The organism is Pseudoalteromonas sp. TAE79 (genome assembly GCF_000498015.1).
Lineage (GTDB): Bacteria > Pseudomonadota > Gammaproteobacteria > Enterobacterales > Alteromonadaceae > Pseudoalteromonas.
On the sequence record NZ_AUTL01000091.1, the window covers coordinates 1 to 15,823 of the forward strand.

At 39.1% G+C, this 15,823-nt stretch carries 15 protein-coding genes; 3 read left to right on the plus strand and 12 right to left on the minus strand.

Annotated elements, in window-relative coordinates; genetic code table 11:
* Nucleotides 1–129 precede the first annotated feature (129 nt).
* Entirely contained in the window at nt 130–2,670 is a 2,541-nt protein-coding gene (locus L655_RS0104420; protein ID WP_024604222.1) for a TonB-dependent receptor, read from the minus strand.
* Nucleotides 2,671–2,924: 254 nt separating this feature from the next.
* Nucleotides 2,925–3,878, minus strand: coding sequence for a HAMP domain-containing sensor histidine kinase (locus tag L655_RS0104425; RefSeq protein WP_002963108.1), 954 nt, complete (start codon nt 3,876–3,878; stop codon nt 2,925–2,927).
* A 224-nt stretch (nt 3,879–4,102) separates the two neighbouring features.
* Between L655_RS0104425 and L655_RS0104430 the strand changes: the two genes are divergently transcribed.
* Nucleotides 4,103–5,431: an HD domain-containing phosphohydrolase gene (locus L655_RS0104430; RefSeq protein ID WP_024604223.1), complete on the plus strand. Its 1,329-nt coding sequence runs from the start codon at nt 4,103–4,105 to the stop codon at nt 5,429–5,431.
* 74 nt (nt 5,432–5,505) lie between these two features.
* The gene (gene hemH, locus L655_RS0104435; RefSeq protein WP_024604224.1) at nt 5,506–6,525 is read left to right on the plus strand and encodes a ferrochelatase; all 1,020 of its coding nucleotides are present in this window, start codon (nt 5,506–5,508) and stop codon (nt 6,523–6,525) included.
* Nucleotides 6,526–7,077: 552 nt separating this feature from the next.
* Here the strand turns inward: hemH and L655_RS0104440 are convergent.
* From L655_RS0104440 to L655_RS0104480, 9 genes are all read right to left on the minus strand, one after another.
* On the minus strand, nt 7,078–7,398 hold the full coding sequence (locus L655_RS0104440; RefSeq protein WP_007583509.1) for a hypothetical protein: 321 nt from the start codon (nt 7,396–7,398) through the stop codon (nt 7,078–7,080).
* Nucleotides 7,399–7,407: 9 nt separating this feature from the next.
* The gene (locus tag L655_RS0104445) at nt 7,408–8,151 is read right to left on the minus strand and encodes a nuclear transport factor 2 family protein (RefSeq protein WP_002962106.1); all 744 of its coding nucleotides are present in this window, start codon (nt 8,149–8,151) and stop codon (nt 7,408–7,410) included.
* Between the two features lie 250 nt (nt 8,152–8,401).
* Nucleotides 8,402–9,136: a ferredoxin--NADP reductase gene (locus L655_RS0104450; protein WP_024604225.1), complete on the minus strand. Its 735-nt coding sequence runs from the start codon at nt 9,134–9,136 to the stop codon at nt 8,402–8,404.
* Nucleotides 9,137–9,332: 196 nt separating this feature from the next.
* On the minus strand, nt 9,333–9,797 hold the full coding sequence (locus L655_RS0104455; protein ID WP_076915317.1) for a transposase: 465 nt from the start codon (nt 9,795–9,797) through the stop codon (nt 9,333–9,335).
* Nucleotides 9,798–10,238: 441 nt separating this feature from the next.
* Entirely contained in the window at nt 10,239–11,837 is a 1,599-nt protein-coding gene (locus tag L655_RS0104465) for an ABC-F family ATPase (RefSeq protein WP_076916949.1), read from the minus strand.
* A gap of 291 nt (nt 11,838–12,128) precedes the next feature.
* On the minus strand, nt 12,129–12,362 hold the full coding sequence (locus tag L655_RS1000000127825; protein ID WP_241764440.1) for a hypothetical protein: 234 nt from the start codon (nt 12,360–12,362) through the stop codon (nt 12,129–12,131).
* A 36-nt stretch (nt 12,363–12,398) separates the two neighbouring features.
* Entirely contained in the window at nt 12,399–12,680 is a 282-nt protein-coding gene (locus L655_RS1000000127830) for a transporter substrate-binding domain-containing protein (protein ID WP_241764442.1), read from the minus strand.
* Nucleotides 12,617–12,868 (minus strand): hypothetical protein, encoded by a 252-nt coding sequence (locus L655_RS1000000127835; protein ID WP_241764441.1) that lies wholly within the window; start codon nt 12,866–12,868, stop codon nt 12,617–12,619. The genes L655_RS1000000127830 and L655_RS1000000127835 overlap by 64 nt, the downstream gene beginning before the upstream one ends.
* A gap of 7 nt (nt 12,869–12,875) precedes the next feature.
* The gene (locus tag L655_RS0104480) at nt 12,876–13,616 is read right to left on the minus strand and encodes a transporter substrate-binding domain-containing protein (protein WP_024604229.1); all 741 of its coding nucleotides are present in this window, start codon (nt 13,614–13,616) and stop codon (nt 12,876–12,878) included.
* A 195-nt stretch (nt 13,617–13,811) separates the two neighbouring features.
* Here L655_RS0104480 and L655_RS0104485 point away from each other — a divergent pair, with 195 nt between their 5' ends.
* Nucleotides 13,812–14,489 (plus strand): UPF0149 family protein, encoded by a 678-nt coding sequence (locus tag L655_RS0104485; protein ID WP_024604230.1) that lies wholly within the window; start codon nt 13,812–13,814, stop codon nt 14,487–14,489.
* A gap of 20 nt (nt 14,490–14,509) precedes the next feature.
* Here the strand turns inward: L655_RS0104485 and L655_RS0104490 are convergent, their stop codons facing one another.
* Nucleotides 14,510–15,727, minus strand: coding sequence for an IS4 family transposase (locus L655_RS0104490; RefSeq protein WP_125825536.1), 1,218 nt, complete (start codon nt 15,725–15,727; stop codon nt 14,510–14,512).
* Nucleotides 15,728–15,823: the final 96 nt, after the last annotated feature.

The following is a 15,823-nucleotide window of genomic DNA, read 5'->3' on the forward strand; positions in this document are numbered from 1 at the left end:
TCTAAACCAATTGTTGTAATCTTCATTTTGGTCTTCTCCCTTTGATTATTGTAACCACTTTAATCATGGCACATAGATGCCGTATAGGGAGGAGACCATTACATCAGGTTAAATAGTTTTTAGCTTTAATTAAAATCCAAAGCTTACTTTTGCGTAGTACGTTCTGCCGTCAAAGCCGTATGGCAATGCACGTACTGGGTATTTAAATGCGCCGTTGGTGATAAAATTAAGTACTTCGTCGTCGCCTAATTCATCTGGTGTTTCGTCAAATACGTTATCGGCACCTACCGAAAGCGCAAACATGTCATTAATTTGGTAACTAACATTTAAATCAACTAACACAGCAGACTCAACCGTACTTGTTGGTTTAAATGACCCCGTAGGCGAAAGCTCACCAGGTAATGAAATATGGTCGTTACCAAAGTATTTTACATCTGTTTCGCCAAAGTAGTTAAAGCGAATGGTTGATGTGTAGGCATCGCGCTCGTAGTCAAACGTAAACGTTGCACGTTCGCTAGGTTGTCCGTCGGTAAAAAAGCTGCGTTGTAAATCATCAAAAGCAACCGCTTCAGGAATACCGTCTTCTGCATTTACGCTGTCAATTTTAGTATCGTTTAGGTTACCTGCAAAGGTTACTCCTAAATTACCGCCTTCAACTTCAGTGCGGTACGATGCAATAATATCAACACCTTGTGTAGTAGAATCAACCGAGTTTGAGAAGTAGTTAGCTTGCACTGCACCAGTTGTTTGTAGCGCTGCAACTGCATCACCGCTAAACGATACGTCGTCAGCCGAAAGTAAGCTGCCAAGTGTAATACGGTCTTCAATTTCTACACGGTAAAAATCAACCGTTAACGAAAGCTCGCTTGTTACATCGTAAACAAAACCAGCACTGTAGTTTGTTGATGTTTCAAGCTCTAAGCTATCTACGCCTAACGCACTTGGGAAGGCTGTACCGGTGTTTGCTGTGAACGACTGCGTTAATGTACCGTCTGAGCCTAAGTTAGTTGTAAAGGCTGTATAACCACTTTGTTGAAGCGATGGCGCTCTAAAACCAGTAGACAGTGCACCACGTACTGCAAAGTCATCTGAAAATTCATAACGCGTTGCTAATTTACCAATTAAATCATCCCCAGCATCTGAGAAATCTTCATAGCGTAGTGCACCACTTACGTTCCATGCGTCGGTGATCATAGTTTCTACGTCTACATAAACTGCGTAGCTGTTACGGTCGCTGTCGTTAGCCGCTTCAGGGCGAAGGCCGTTATAAGCCTGAAAACCACACTGTGCAAATTGATCCGGATCGTTTACTGATGGGTACGAGGTATCCATATTTGCTAGTCCACAGGCGTATGATGCTTCATCGCCAGGCACTATTCCGTAGTTTTCTTTACGGTATTCGGCGCCTACTGTTACATATAAAGGCTCACTACGGCCAATATCTACAATACCGTTTACATCAAGGTTAACCGTTGTTTGATCGAATCTAAAACCACCTGAGTAACCGCCAGTAGGGCCTGAGTTTGCTGCAATGTCGGCATCGCTTGCATCTGGGTTATTAAATAAATACTCAGCCGCGTAAGAAGCATTTAATGTATTGCGTGATGTAAAATCGTATTGGTTTTCACCATAAACAGCCGATACATCGTAAGTCCAGTCTGTGTTTATATCGCCTTTAAAACCAAGCGCTACTGAAATATCTTGTGCTTCGTTATATATGCGCGGTAAAAAACCATCGCTGTATACTTGGGTTACGTTTTTAGAGGCTTCGTTAAAGTTACGGTAAAAACCATTACCCAGCGCCGTGCGCTCAGAGTAGCCACCAAACGAGTAAAGCTCGCCGTCGCCCATTGGTAATGCCATGTTGTAAAATAACGACGTAAATTCACTTTCTGAGTTACCTTGGCCCCAGCGTACATCTTCACTTAGTGTACCTGGTTCAACATTAAGCGAACCACCCGTATCGCGCTCTGCACGGTTAGTGCCGTCGGCATCACGGTACTCAAGCGATAGGTTAATAAAGCCGCCTTCGTTACCTAATTCAAAACCACGGTTTAAACCTGCTGAAATAGTGTCGCCGTCACCTTCACTCGTGCCGCCGTATTGTACAAAACCCGTTGTAATACCGGTTGAGTTATTAAGAGATAAGTTAATTACGCCTGCAATAGCATCAGAGCCATACTGCGCTGCAGCGCCATCGCGTAATACTTCAACGCCTTTAAGCGCTGTTAGCGGAATGGCATTCATATCAGTACCCGCAGCGCCTGCGCCTACTGTACCGTTAAGGCCAAAAATTGATTGGTTATGACGACGTTTACCATTTACTAATACAAGGGTTTGATCTGGTTGTAAGCCACGAAGTGTTGCGGGTCTAAATAAATCTGAACCGTCTGATACTTGTGTACGCGAAAAGTTAAACGAAGGCGCTGTCGCTTGAAGGCTTTGGCCTAACTCGGTAAAACCACCTTTAGTTAAATCATCCGCGTCAATTAAATCAATAGGAGAAGAAGACTCTGCAGAGGTACGGTTAGATACACGCGACCCTAATACAGATATTTGCTCTATGTTTTTAGCAGCTTGCACTGGTGCTTCTTCTGCGTTAACAATGCTTGGTGCGCTAAACGCGAAAGCAACGGCTACAGCAAGTGTGTTTAAACGGTATGTTGACATAGTGACGACCCTGTTTTTTTGTATTCTTAATAATATGTGTGTGGTTATGATGCTCATAACCTGTTGCAAACATCCTAGCAACATATGTAAACAAAAAGAAATAAAAAAACTAAATATATGGTCTAAGTATGCAAATAAACTTCAAGATAAGAAAAAATCACATCAAATCGATTAAAATGCACGCTAATAAAGGATTAAACATCAAAAAGCAGAGTGTTTAACGCTTTATTTACAATGTGGTTTTGCTCGTTATTTTATACTTTTAAAGGTAATAGGCAGCGAATGGTCGTACCTGTGCCTAATGTACTGTTAACTTCTATTTTTCCACCGTGATCGCTCACCATAGCGTATACAAGTGTCATACCCATACCGGTGCCTTTTCCGACTTCTTTTGTTGTGTAAAAAGGGTCAAACATATGCGCTATTGTGTCTTCATTCATTCCACAACCGTTATCTTTTATTTCAATACAAATATTTGTGTTTAGTTCAAAAATATTCACTTCGATAATGCAGCCTTTTTCTAAATCTAACTCGCAAGCTTGCCAAGCATTCATTAAAAGGTTTACAAAAATCTGATTAATTGACGATAAATTGCACCAAATGAGTGGTAGGGGTTCAAACCGCGTTTTTATTTCGCATAATTTAAGTTTGCTACTCAATAACCTTAAAGCATTATTAGCACCCGTTGTTACATCGGCTAATTGTTTATCTTGAGAAGAGGTGGGGTGGGCAAAGTTTAATAAGTCATGCACTATTTGTTTTATACGTTTAAGTCCTTCAACGCTGTCGTTAATTTGCCCCTGCAAATTGTTATAAATCCACGCATACGGATACTGTAAATTGAGTATGTCGATTTCGTGTTTAAAACGGCTCTCTTTAATTTCGTTATTTAAATATTGTTCGTTAAGTTTTAGCAGCGCTACAAGTAAAGGGCTTGCGTTTTGTAGGCTCTCTACGTTACTCATTGCATAGGCAAGTGGGGTATTTATTTCGTGGGCAACGCCTGCGCTCAGTGTACCTAAGGTTGCCATTTTTTCTGTTTGCACAAACAGCATTTGTTGGTGTTCTAAGTCGGCTACTTTTTTTTGTAGTTCATTATTTATGGCAACTAAAACGCTACTTTTATCTTTGAGTAATTGCTCTGCAGCTAAGCGCAGCTTTTGTTCGTTTAAAAAAGCACGTTCAAAATTACCATCTGATCCATCCATTCCCTTCATCCATATAGATAACTTTATACTTAACGTTTAGTCGTCTGCATGCAAATTTGCAACTTTAGTGTGGCCAAGGCCTAATTTTATGTATGAGTAATTATCCACTTATTGCTAATAACCCCATTATATAAATACCACTTAATATAAAAGGTAGTCACAAACACACCATAGAATATTTTTTTAAGCTATTATTTAACCAGAAGTAATTTAAAGGCGACTCAATGACTCAAGTAACACCAAGCACACCAATAAATCAGGTTGATGTACTTTGCATTGATGATGATGAGATAGTACTACGCACGTTAACACGGCTACTTGAAGTAAATGGCCTGTCGGTTATTGTTTGCGATAACCCGCAAAGTGCACTAACGCTTTTTAAAAATCATGAGTTTGGTTTAATTATTAGCGATATGCGTATGCCGGTAATGAACGGTGCCGAGTTTTTAGAAAAAGCACGTGCGCTGGCGCCCGACACCCAACGCATTTTATTAACCGGTTACGCCGACATACAAACCACCTTAGCGGCTGTTAACCAGGGCCAAATAAATGGTTATATTCAAAAGCCTTGGCAAAACGATTTATTACTTCGTAGCATTAGAGATAGCCTAGAAAAATTTGCACTAAAAAAACAAAATCAAAAATTAGAGGCACAAGTTAAAGCGCAAAACCAAGAGTTGCTAGAGCTTAATAATTCGCTTGAGCAACGGGTAGAAAAACGCACCTTACAAATCAAACAGGTTTTAAAAAAGCTTGAAGACGCCAACGAGCGCGAAAAACAAGAGCATAAATCGACCGTAGAGCTGCTATATAATTTTGTTAACGCAAACCCTTACCTAGATGGCAACAAAGCACAAAATATTGCAAATACCTGTACACAAATAGCACTTTATTTAAACTTGTCGCAAAAAAGTATTGATCTTGCCCCTATGGCTGGTTACTTGGCGCAAATAGGCTTGCTTGCTATGGATCCTGATCTTTATAAAAAACCAGTTAACCGCTTAAATGAGCAACAACGTAAAACCTTTTATACTCACCCAAGTACTGCACAATTAATGTTAATGCCAGCAATACATTTACATGACTTGTCGGATGCTATTTATTATCAGTTTGAGCGCTTTAACGGAAACGGAATGCCCAAAGGCCTTGCCGGAAACGACATACCAATAGGCGCTATGGTGCTAGGTTTAGCGCGCGACTATTGGGACGCGTTTGAGCAAAGCAATGCAAGTGATGAAAAACAGCGCCACGATGACGCACTCGAAAGTGTAAAACTTTATAGTGGATCGTTTTATCATCCTAAAATTGTACGTGCACTTGAAGCAAGCCATGCAAAACTACACGAACAAAAAAGTTCAGCAGGATCAGTGCTAATTTGTAACGCCCATGAACTCAAAGAGCAAATGGTACTGGGCCATGCTCTACACAGCCATATGGGCATAATGTTGCTGCCCAAAGGTCATGTATTTGGCAGTAAATCGATAGAAAAACTCCAACAGCTAGAATCGAAAAAACCAACTCCGTTCAGAATAATGGTGAAAACTGCTAAATGATTGATCTAAACCGCAGTTTTTTTCGTTACAATGTGCATAAAATAGATTATTGAATTTGCTTGAAGGAGCACTCTGTGTCGCGATTTTCTGCGGTTACTGACAACCCCCATGATGGGCGTTTTAACCAAAAAACGGGAATACTGCTAACTAACTTAGGCAGCCCTGATGCACCAACAGCGGCTGCGCTTCGTACATATTTACGCGAATTTTTATCAGATCCACGCATTGTAGAAATACCACGCTTGGTATGGATGATAATTTTACATGGCATTATTTTACGCGTACGCCCTAAACGTTCGGCTAAATTATACGAGAGTATATGGACCGAAAACGGCTCACCACTTACCCACATTACTCGCCAGCAAAGTGTAAAGTTAAATACTTTATTAAAAGAGCAAGGTTATACCAATACAGAAGTAGTAATGGCAATGCGTTATGGCAACCCTTCAATAGAGGCAGGCCTTGAAGAGCTTCGTGATAAAGGCTTGACGCGTATAATTATTTTACCAATGTACCCGCAATATTCTAGCCCAACTACGGGTTCTACGTTTGATGCTGTATCGAGCGTACTGCGAAAATGGCGCTGGGTGCCAGAACTTCATTTTATAAATGGCTATCATAAAAACACCCGTTACATTGAGTCGCTTGCTAATAGTATTAGTGAGGATTTAGAAGCGAATGGTATGCCACAAAAAATTGTTTTTTCGTATCACGGTATGCCTAAATTGTTTTTAGAGCGCGGCGATCCGTACCATTGCCTATGTTTACAAACCACGCGTTTAGTTGTCGAAAAACTAGGCCTTGATAAAGACAAAGTAATTAGTACTTTTCAAAGTCGATTTGGTAAAGCAGAGTGGTTAAAGCCTTATACCGACGCAACCCTTGCAGCCTTACCTGATGAAGGTATTACCGATGTAGCTATTATAAGTCCTGCTTTTAGCGCCGACTGCCTAGAAACACTTGAAGAGCTAGAAGGTGAAAACCGTGAAATATTCGAAAACGCAGGCGGCGAAAAATACCGTTACATAGCGGCACTAAACGACAGAGACGACCATATAGAAGCTGTGTTTGATGTTATAAAACCTATGTTGTAACCCAAGCTTACTAAAGCTAAATATATTACGCATTAAGCGGTGTTAAAATTAACACCGCTTTTTTGTTTTTAGGGCTTTTAAAATATTTAGTTAATTAATTCACAAAGAGGTTAAGAGGCGCTGCGCTTTTAGAGTGAGTGATAAAACATATAAATACTGGTTTTGGCTTTTCTCATTTATTCCTCTTTTACTTCTCATTGTGCAAATAAAGGCTTTTAAAGAGCGAATTATTCACAAAGAGGTTAAGAGGCGCTGCGCTTTTAGAGTAGTGATAAAACATAACAATACTGTTTTTTTTTGGCTTCCTCATTTACTTTTCTTTTACTTCTCATTGTGCAAATAAAGGCTTTTAAAGGGCGAATTATTCACAAAGAGGTTAAGAGGCGCTGCGCTTTTAGAGTAAATGATACATATTGGCTAGACTGGTTTTTCTCAGTTATTACTGATTACCTTATCTTTGTGAAAGAAATTATTTATATTTTTAATAGTAATTAAAATAAATAAAAATGTACGTTTGAGGGGAGGTATTACCTAAGCTACAGCAATTAAACGCTATCGCTTAAAGTATAAATCAATCGCTTTTGTGAGGAGCTCGTCGAGTTGTTCTTCAAATTCTTCAATATTAATATCAAAGTGCTTTAAGTAAGCCCGAGCCTGCACAAGTGATAAATTACGGCTGTTAACGCTATATTGTCGCTCGTCTATGGTTTTATCGTAACGTGGTAAAAATACAAATTGGCCATAAAAGGGGGATTTAATATGCTTGTTTGCAAAACGACAAAAATCTTCAACATGCTCAGCACCCTTAGGTCCAAGGCAACCTGGCTCAATGCGATACATTAAGCGAATTTTTTTGTCGTCATTTATTTGCATTTAAAGCCTTTATCTAAAAAACAGTACGCGTACTATTTTCCCATCTTTAATTTGATAACTCGAAATAAGTTCTGAGCGTTTATCAACTACGTTTTCGTCAGTTGAACAAGTTTCTGAAAGTTCGTGATCAATCACTATATCACCGTGCACTATGCGCTTAATTGGTGATGAGTGAATACACTTTAACTTTTTAAACATTAGCCCATAACGTTCTATTAGTTTTTCTTTACCTTTAAATAATAGCTCATTAGGGAAAATATAAAACTCAACATCTTCGGCATATACACGAAGAAACTCTTCAATGTTACGTGCGTTATATGCTTTAACTAGCTGCTCTACCACAGCAAGTGATTCGCGCGATTGTTTAGCTTTAGTTTGCTGCTTAACTGTAAGTGCTTCTTTTGCTTGCGTTACTGCTTTTTCAGCTTCGGCTACAGCCACTGCTTTTTCTATTTTATTTTTAGGCTTTTCAGCAGGTTTAATTTGCTCGTTACCTAATACTTTTGAATCGTCTGGTTTAGTCGCATCAATTGTTGGCTTTTTAAGCTCTGGCGCTTTGTATTCAAGCGTATTTACTTTGTCGTCAGTGTTGGTTTGAGTTACTGATTGCTCATTTTCAACTTTTGGTTTTTCAACGCTTGTTTGAGCTTCAACTTGCGGCTCTTTTTGCTCAGGCTCGCTTTGCTCTGCGGCATAAGTAATTAGCGCAACGGTAGTGACTAATGAGGCTAAAATAATAGATAACGGTTTCATAACTTTCCTAAAATGAACACTAAATACGTGTAATACCAATTACATTAAATAGGCGATCTATTATAGCGTTAAAAAATAGCGCAATAACAACGCGAAAATTGTGACATATAGATGTTCTATATGAATAACTTTTAACGCAGTTAGTGAGTTATTTAATGCGATAGAATGATCATATTTTTGATAAAATTAGTATAAGGGTGCAACATAGCAAATTTTAACGTTATCGGGTAGTTAATACCACCACTGAAGCCTACCAGTACTGCTCTACCGTAATATTGCCNCGGCGGTTACGCGTAAAGTTTTTATCAAGAAGTAGCGCGGTTGTGTCTTTTACCATTTGTGGATTTCCGCAAATCATAAATTGTGCATTACTGGGCTTTGGGTTTAACTTTACATGTTCAAACAAGCGGTTGCTCACAATTGCGTTAGTAATTCGCCCACTTAAGCCTTGTAATGGCTCCTCTCTACTTACAACCGGAATATAGTTAAGTTGTGCTGGGTACACTCTTGATAGCTCGTTAATAAGTGCCTGATAGCTTAAGTCGTTATTAAAACGTACGCCATGCACTAAATTTATAGTTTTGTATTTTTTCCATACATCGGGCTGTTGTAATATCGATAAAAAAGGCCCTATGGCAGTGCCAGTCCCTAACATCCAAAGCTGATCACTTTGTGGTATTTCATCAAGGGTAAAAAAGCCGGTTGCGTGTTGTTCTATTAATACTGTGTCGCCAGGTTGTAAGGTAGCTAAACGAGGAGAGAGCAAACCGTCAATTACGTTAATAAGATAAAATTCGAGATCGGGGTTTTCAGGGGCATTCACATATGAGTAAGCCCGAGCAGTGCGTTTGTCGCCATCCATTATAGAAAGCTTTGTAAATTGCCCTGCTTTAAACGGTTCTACATTTGCATTAACGGTTAAGCTAAAGAGCGTTTCGCTCCACCATGTTACGCTTTTTACTGTTGCTTCAACCCAATTAGACATAGTTACCTCTTGGTTTAGCCATTAAAGTTTTAAATAACTCACTCCATAAACATTAGCATTAAGTGACAAAGACTTACAGGAGAATATGACTAGATTTAAAGCAGTGATGTATGCAGTATTTACCAATAAAATAATGTGAATAATTAGCTCTGCGATGCTGTATACGTTGAGCTTGCTCACGTCAGAAGTGAAGCTTCTAATTACTTAACTCATGATCACAAAGATAAACACAATCCCAAAATGGATACTCCTCAGCTTTATTCACAAGCCCAGCGCGTAAAGGGTTAGCGATTATATAACGTGCTTGGTTAATTAAATCATCTTCTGCTCTAAGCTGGTGCTCAAAATAGTTTTGCTGCCAAATTTGCCCATTAGAACAATTAAACTTATTAATGTTCACCGTGGTAATACTTTTATATTGCCTTACAACGTCAGTAAGAGGTAAATCTTTCAATTGAAACAACCAATGGAGATGATCTGGCATTAGGGTATAGCAGATTGTATTCACCTTATTTTGCATATAAACCAAACCTCTTGTGGCAATACATGCATTTTCAAAGCTCTTAAATAACGGAGTTCTTTGTTTTGTGCATATTGTTACAGAGTAAAATTTATTTTTTGAGGAGTGACGTCCTGTTAATAGCTTTTTAGAGGAATACATAAAGATTTTAATTTATTGGTTTTTATAAATATAGATAAAATGTGTTATACGACAAGTTAAATAAAACCACGGCGTTAAGTTTGGCGGTAGGCGTAGAGCTTGCTCACGCGAGAAGCGCAGCTTCTAATTACTCAACCACCTATAGTAAAAGCGTTGCTTTTAAACGCCAGCAAGCTGCACGTCTACAAGTTAAATCAAACCACAGTGTCAAGTTTTGTGGTAGGCGTAGAGCTTGCTCACGCGAGAAGCGTAGCTTCTAATTACTTTGTATATAGGAGTCAATGTATGTGTGGTTTAATAATTTTTGTAAAAGCGTTGCTTTTAAACGCCAGCAAGCAGCGCGTCTACAGGGGTTATGACCTCTAAAAATTTAACTATTCACTACACATAAAAAAACGGCGCTAAATTTAGCACCGTTTTTATAAGCAATTAGAAAAAAGTTTACGCTTTTTTCTCTTCACAACTTGCTAGGTATTCGTCAAACGTACCTTGGAAGTCGATTACTTTTTTATCTTTAATATCAATGATACGCGTAGCTAAAGACGATACAAACTCACGGTCATGGCTTACAAAAATAAGCGTACCTTCAAAGTCTTTAAGCGCATTGTTAAGCGCTTCAATAGCTTCCATATCCATGTGGTTAGTTGGTTCGTCCATTACAAGCACGTTAACGTCTTGCATCATTAACTTACCAAATAACAGGCGGTTTTTTTCACCACCAGAACAGTTACGCGCTTTTTTGTTTGAATCGTCTGCTGTAAACAACAAACGGCCTAACATGCCACGAACCATTAAATCGTTATGCTTAGCTGTACGCCATTGCGACATCCAATCAAACAACGTTAAATCGTTATCAAAATCTTTTGTGCTGTCTTGCGGGCAGTAACCAAAGGTCGCATTTTCAGACCATTTAATTTCGCCTTCATTACTTTTAAGTTCGTCTACTAAACAGCGTAAAAATGTAGTTTTACCCACACCATTTTCGCCAATTACGGCAAGCTTAGCGCCAGCTTCAAGTAAAAAGTCGCCGCCGCTAAATAACGTTTCGCCATCAAAACCATGGCCAAGCTTATTAACTTCAAGCGCCTGACGATACATTTTTTTACCTTCGTCAAACGAAAGCGATGGACTCATACGGCTTGAAGATTTAACTTCATCAAGCTTAATTTTATCCATTTTTTTAGCGCGCGAACTTGCTTGCTTAGCTTTTGAAGCATTAGCACCAAAACGGTTAACAAAGTCTTGTAGCTCGTCAATTTCAGCGCTCTTTTTAGCGTTTTCAGCTAAAAGTTGCTCGCGTTGTAAGCCCGCAGCTTCTAAAAATTTCTCATAGTTACCAGGGTAAATGCGCAGCTCACCGTAATCAATATCGGCCATGTGTGTACATACCGAGTTTAAAAAGTGACGGTCATGCGAAATAATAATCATCGTACATTTACGTTTGTTAAGCTCGTTAGCAAGCCACGTAATTGTATGAATATCCAAGTTATTGGTAGGCTCATCAAGTAGCAAAATGTCAGGGTTTGCAAATAACGCCTGTGCTAAAAGTACACGTAGTTTCCAACCTGGAGCAACGTTTGCCATTAAACCGTAATGAAATTCTTTGTCGATACCCGCTTCAAGCAAAATTTCTTCAGCGCGGCTTTCTGCTGTGTAACCGTCCATTTCAGCAAATACACTTTCAAGATCGGCAACTTTCATACCGTCTTCTTCGCTCATTTCTGGTAACGAGTAAATTCGTTCGCGTTCTTGCTTTACTTTCCAAAGCTCCACGTCGCCCATAATTACCGCGTCTACAACGCTGTATTGCTCAAAAGCAAACTGGTCTTGGCTTAGGTTACCTACTTTTAACCCTGGAGTAATAGATACATTACCCGCACTTGGAACAAGCGCACCGCTTAAAATTTTCATGAAAGTCGACTTGCCGCAGCCGTTAGCGCCAATTAAACCGTAACGGTTACCGTTACCAAATTTAGCTGAAATGTTTTCAAACAACGGCTCTGCGCCAAACTGCATCGTAATATTTGCGGTGGAGATCAAAAAAGGTAATCCTAGATTAGTACTGACAGGAGTACGCTGCAGCAAAACGCCACAAACAAGAACCAGACAATAGGGTAAATTAGCTGGCGAATTATACAGATCAGCCACAACGAATGAAAGATAAAAGGCAGCTAATTTATAACCAAGTAAAAATAACGGCAATTCTCGGTTTTAAGTCACTATTTTTAGCGTATGTGGCGTTGAATGTGCTTACAGCCACAATGTAAATAATTACTAATGCCAAGCAATATTAAAGAGGGGGCGCCAAATAGCTAAGTTATTAGCCATGCTTTAATGCACCGGTTGATAAATTGACTTTATAGCAGCCTCGTTTTTGGTAATTAATTGATTAACAGTCGCCACGTCATCAAGTGTTAGCGACTCCTTGCTTAGCATAAAATGCACATTGTTAACGTTAATCGGTGTAATAGTTTTTACCTGCGAAATTGAGGAGTGTTTTTTCACAAAGTACTGCGTAACCGCAGAGTCTTCAATAACATAGTCGATTCGCTTTTTATCTAACATGCTAAATCGATTATTTGCTTGAGCAGTAAGTACGACCTATTTTGAATATTTGGTTTTGAGTTGTTCAAGCTCATCACCAAAAAAGCTTCCTCGGTTAATACCTGCTGTAAAATCTTGACTAAAAAGATCAGCCAAGCTGGTTACATCAGCCGAATCTTTGTGTTTATAAAGCAGCATTATTTCTTCGCGATAAGGCAAACTAAAGTGCGCATATTGAGCACGTTGCTCTGTATAGCTTGCCGCATAGGTTATATCTACCCGACCATTTTTAAGCTCAGCTTGAACACGCGAAAAGCTCGGAAAATAAGTCCATTTAATACAAAATTTGAATCTTTAAAAATAGCGTTTACAGCATCCACTTCTGTGCCTAAAAATGTATCACCTTGCTTAACAAGGTAAGGCGGCCAATTAGTTTCGTTAGTGCCCATCACTAATGTTTTTGAACACGCAAGGGCATTAAAGTGAGTAAATAGCAGTGTAGTAAATGTTAAAAATAAAGTTTTCATTACACTCCTAGTATTTAAACAGCGCTTTAAGTGCTGTTTTGTTTTTATTTATGTGCTCATTAATTACCGCAAGTTCAGTAACCGACACCGTATTTTTGCTAAACATTAAGTAAATGTCGTCCTTGTTTACATACTCAATACTGGTTACTAATTTTATGTTAGTACTTTTTTCACCAAAGTGAGCACCTACTAATTCGTCTTCAATAGCAAAATCAATACGTTGCTTATTAAGCATTTCAAAGCGCTTACTAGTTGCACTAGTGTATTCAATCTGCTTTTTATATTTAGTTTTATATTGCTCAAACTCTTCGCCGTAGTAGCTCCCAAAGTTAGCGCCCACGGTAAGGCCTTGTTTAAAAATATCTTCGAGGTTTTTAACGTTATGCTGATTGTTGGTATTTTCGTACAAACGCATAACTTCAGTTCGGTAGTTATCACTAAAGTGCACATATTTAGCGCGCTCATCGGTATAACTTGCAGCCCATCCTAAATCAATACGGCCGTATTTAAGCTCAATAAAAGCCCGCTTAGAATTTGGTAGCAACTTAACTTCAAAACAAAAAGGGGAGTCAGCAAATATAATGTTAAGTGCATCAACCTCCGAGCCTTGTAGTTTACCGTTAATGCCCATTACATAAGGCGGCCAAAAAGCATCGTGCGATGCCACGCTAAAGGTTCTTTCACAAGCAAATACATTAAATGGAGCCGTAAACAGCAAACATAAAAATACGGTAATTAATTTATTCATTACGCCTCATAGTTATTATTTTGCTCATTATTACAACAGTATAAACCAGCTTTTGTATTTTAGCGGCGCGGGTTTGTTTAAATTTGTAAATATTTCGTTAAAAATTCATTTTAGGATAAAACAACTAAACTAGCGTTGTTGGTAACCTTATCTATGGGTACACTAATAATAAATTTATACATAGCAGGGCACGTTATGTCACCCGCCAAAATACGCAGTGATGTTATAAAACTCAGTGAATTAAGCACTAAAAAACCAGATTATTACTTTATCCAAGGCTACTTAATGGGATTAGGTGTATTACCTCAACTACTTGTTCCCAGTGAGTGGCACCCAGATCTATTTGGAGAGTTTAATATTCAAAACGAGACTGAGCTAAAATACCTCGAAAGCTTAATGGCTCTGTATAACCAAAGCATGGATAAAATAATTCAAAACGAATTAAAAATGCCAGCAAAATGCAGCCTATCTAAACAAGACTACCGTGAGTCACTAAAGCCGAATATGCCCCTACCAAATTACTGTAAAGGGGTTTTACAGGCGCTTAAAAATATAAATAAACGCATGCTCAATACAGAACAAAAACGTTCTATAAACAGCTTTACTACAGTGTTAAAAGCATTTACAAGCCCCAAAATCGCCGCAAAAGAGTTTGGTGAATTTGCCCAATACAACGCCCAAGAATATAAACGTAATTATGTTTATTTTATGGCCGACGCTATTTTTGAGCTTAGGTTTAATAACGACCTTACTTTAAGCGATGAAGATGAGGTTGAATTTAACAACAGCTTTTTAGATGAAGAACCAGATGAATTGGATCAGCTTGATGAACTACTTGAACTGGTACTCGCCGATACAGAACTAACAGCCTAAGGGATCCCCAAAAATAATTATTAAATTTCAATCACATCACTCACATCCATATTTTTCCAATCGAGTTGCACTACCACCTGTACGAAATAGGCTAGCCCTTCCAAGTAATCTCGCCGCCGCAGCTTAATGGACTGTTTTTTGAAGTATCGCAACCCAACAAATGCCCATGACACTACTCGCCTGTTTTTGCTTGAGTTAGCTTGAAAAGCCCCTGTCTTTCCTGCTTTGTCTATCACAGCACCCAGCATCATTGAGAACCAATGAGCCAATGTTGCGAGCAGTAAAAGTATGTCTAATCGATAGAGTTTGTTCGTTCTGTGCAGATCTGAGCCTAAGCCGAACCTAACACTTTTTTGGTCTCGAAACCCTGCCTCTATCTGCATTCTCATTCCATATAGCTTGAGCACCTTTTCGAGAAAGTGGTGTCTTTTTGGAAGAGAAGAAACGAGTAGCCAAGGCTCCTTATAACCGCGTTTTTTATCTCTTTTTAATAACTTATGTCCCTTGCCAACCAACACTGCATGAGTTTGATATTTTGCACTTTTGGTCAGCTCGGTCGCGCCAAGATACTGGCTCTTACGCTGATTGTTCTTGAATAGTGACTGGCATGGAATAAACTCATCGCTGTCCTGCGTTTTCAAATGTGCCGTACCACGAACCCGACTAATATAATGCCAGCCATTGTTCCGCACGGCTTTGAGCCAGGGGACTTTAAAGCCCGCATCCGTCACAATCACGGGGCGGCAATCACTCGGCAAGATCAGTTTGAGCATCTTTAAAAACCGTTTTTGCACTTTTGGGCAATGATATTGAAAGCTGAATGCACTTTCCTGATACAGGGTTAAAGAGCGACCTTCACTGACAATGCTGGCACGCAGAATACAGTATTTGGTTTGTGTATCAGCATGGCTCCAATCGACCAAAATGACGGGATGCTTTTCAGTGACCACAAAACGGGTTAAGCGAACATAAACCGATATCGATTCACGCAAAAGCTCATTGTTACTGAGTAGTCGGTCAATACGTTTAATATCATGTTTTTCAGTTGTTTTTGAATCCAAATTGCGGCCGATAGACGTCAAGGTGCATTGCTGACAGTGCAAAAGAGATTTAACGGCAGCGACTAGAGTATTAAATCTGGCTTTATGAATAGAGTTAGGGGTGACAGCGCGGAGCATATTGTGCAAAATAGTAGACGCATTCATGGTGTTTAGTTCTGTTGTTTTTAAGCGATTCATAAGATCACAAAACACCATGAATGTTCCCTCACTACCCACATTTTTTAATACTGTTAGTTCATTGATATGTAAAGGCTAATTCTGGGGATACTTTAG

Bases quoted from the DNA above. Each gene is read 5' to 3' on its own strand.
- L655_RS0104420 (WP_024604222.1), bottom strand. From the start codon at position 2,670: ATGTCAACATACCGTTTAAACACACTTGCTGTAGCCGTTGCTTTCGCG.
- L655_RS0104425 (WP_002963108.1), bottom strand. From the start codon at position 3,878: ATGGATGGATCAGATGGTAATTTTGAACGTGCTTTTTTAAACGAACAA.
- L655_RS0104430 (WP_024604223.1), top strand. From the start codon at position 4,103: ATGACTCAAGTAACACCAAGCACACCAATAAATCAGGTTGATGTACTT.
- L655_RS0104440 (WP_007583509.1), bottom strand. From the start codon at position 7,398: ATGCAAATAAATGACGACAAAAAAATTCGCTTAATGTATCGCATTGAG.
- L655_RS0104445 (WP_002962106.1), bottom strand. From the start codon at position 8,151: ATGAAACCGTTATCTATTATTTTAGCCTCATTAGTCACTACCGTTGCG.
- L655_RS0104455 (WP_076915317.1), bottom strand. From the start codon at position 9,797: ATGTATTCCTCTAAAAAGCTATTAACAGGACGTCACTCCTCAAAAAAT.
- L655_RS1000000127825 (WP_241764440.1), bottom strand. From the start codon at position 12,362: ATGTTAGATAAAAAGCGAATCGACTATGTTATTGAAGACTCTGCGGTT.
- L655_RS1000000127835 (WP_241764441.1), bottom strand. From the start codon at position 12,868: ATGAAAACTTTATTTTTAACATTTACTACACTGCTATTTACTCACTTT.
- L655_RS0104480 (WP_024604229.1), bottom strand. From the start codon at position 13,616: ATGAATAAATTAATTACCGTATTTTTATGTTTGCTGTTTACGGCTCCA.
- L655_RS0104485 (WP_024604230.1), top strand. From the start codon at position 13,812: ATGTCACCCGCCAAAATACGCAGTGATGTTATAAAACTCAGTGAATTA.
- L655_RS0104490 (WP_125825536.1), bottom strand. From the start codon at position 15,727: ATGAATCGCTTAAAAACAACAGAACTAAACACCATGAATGCGTCTACT.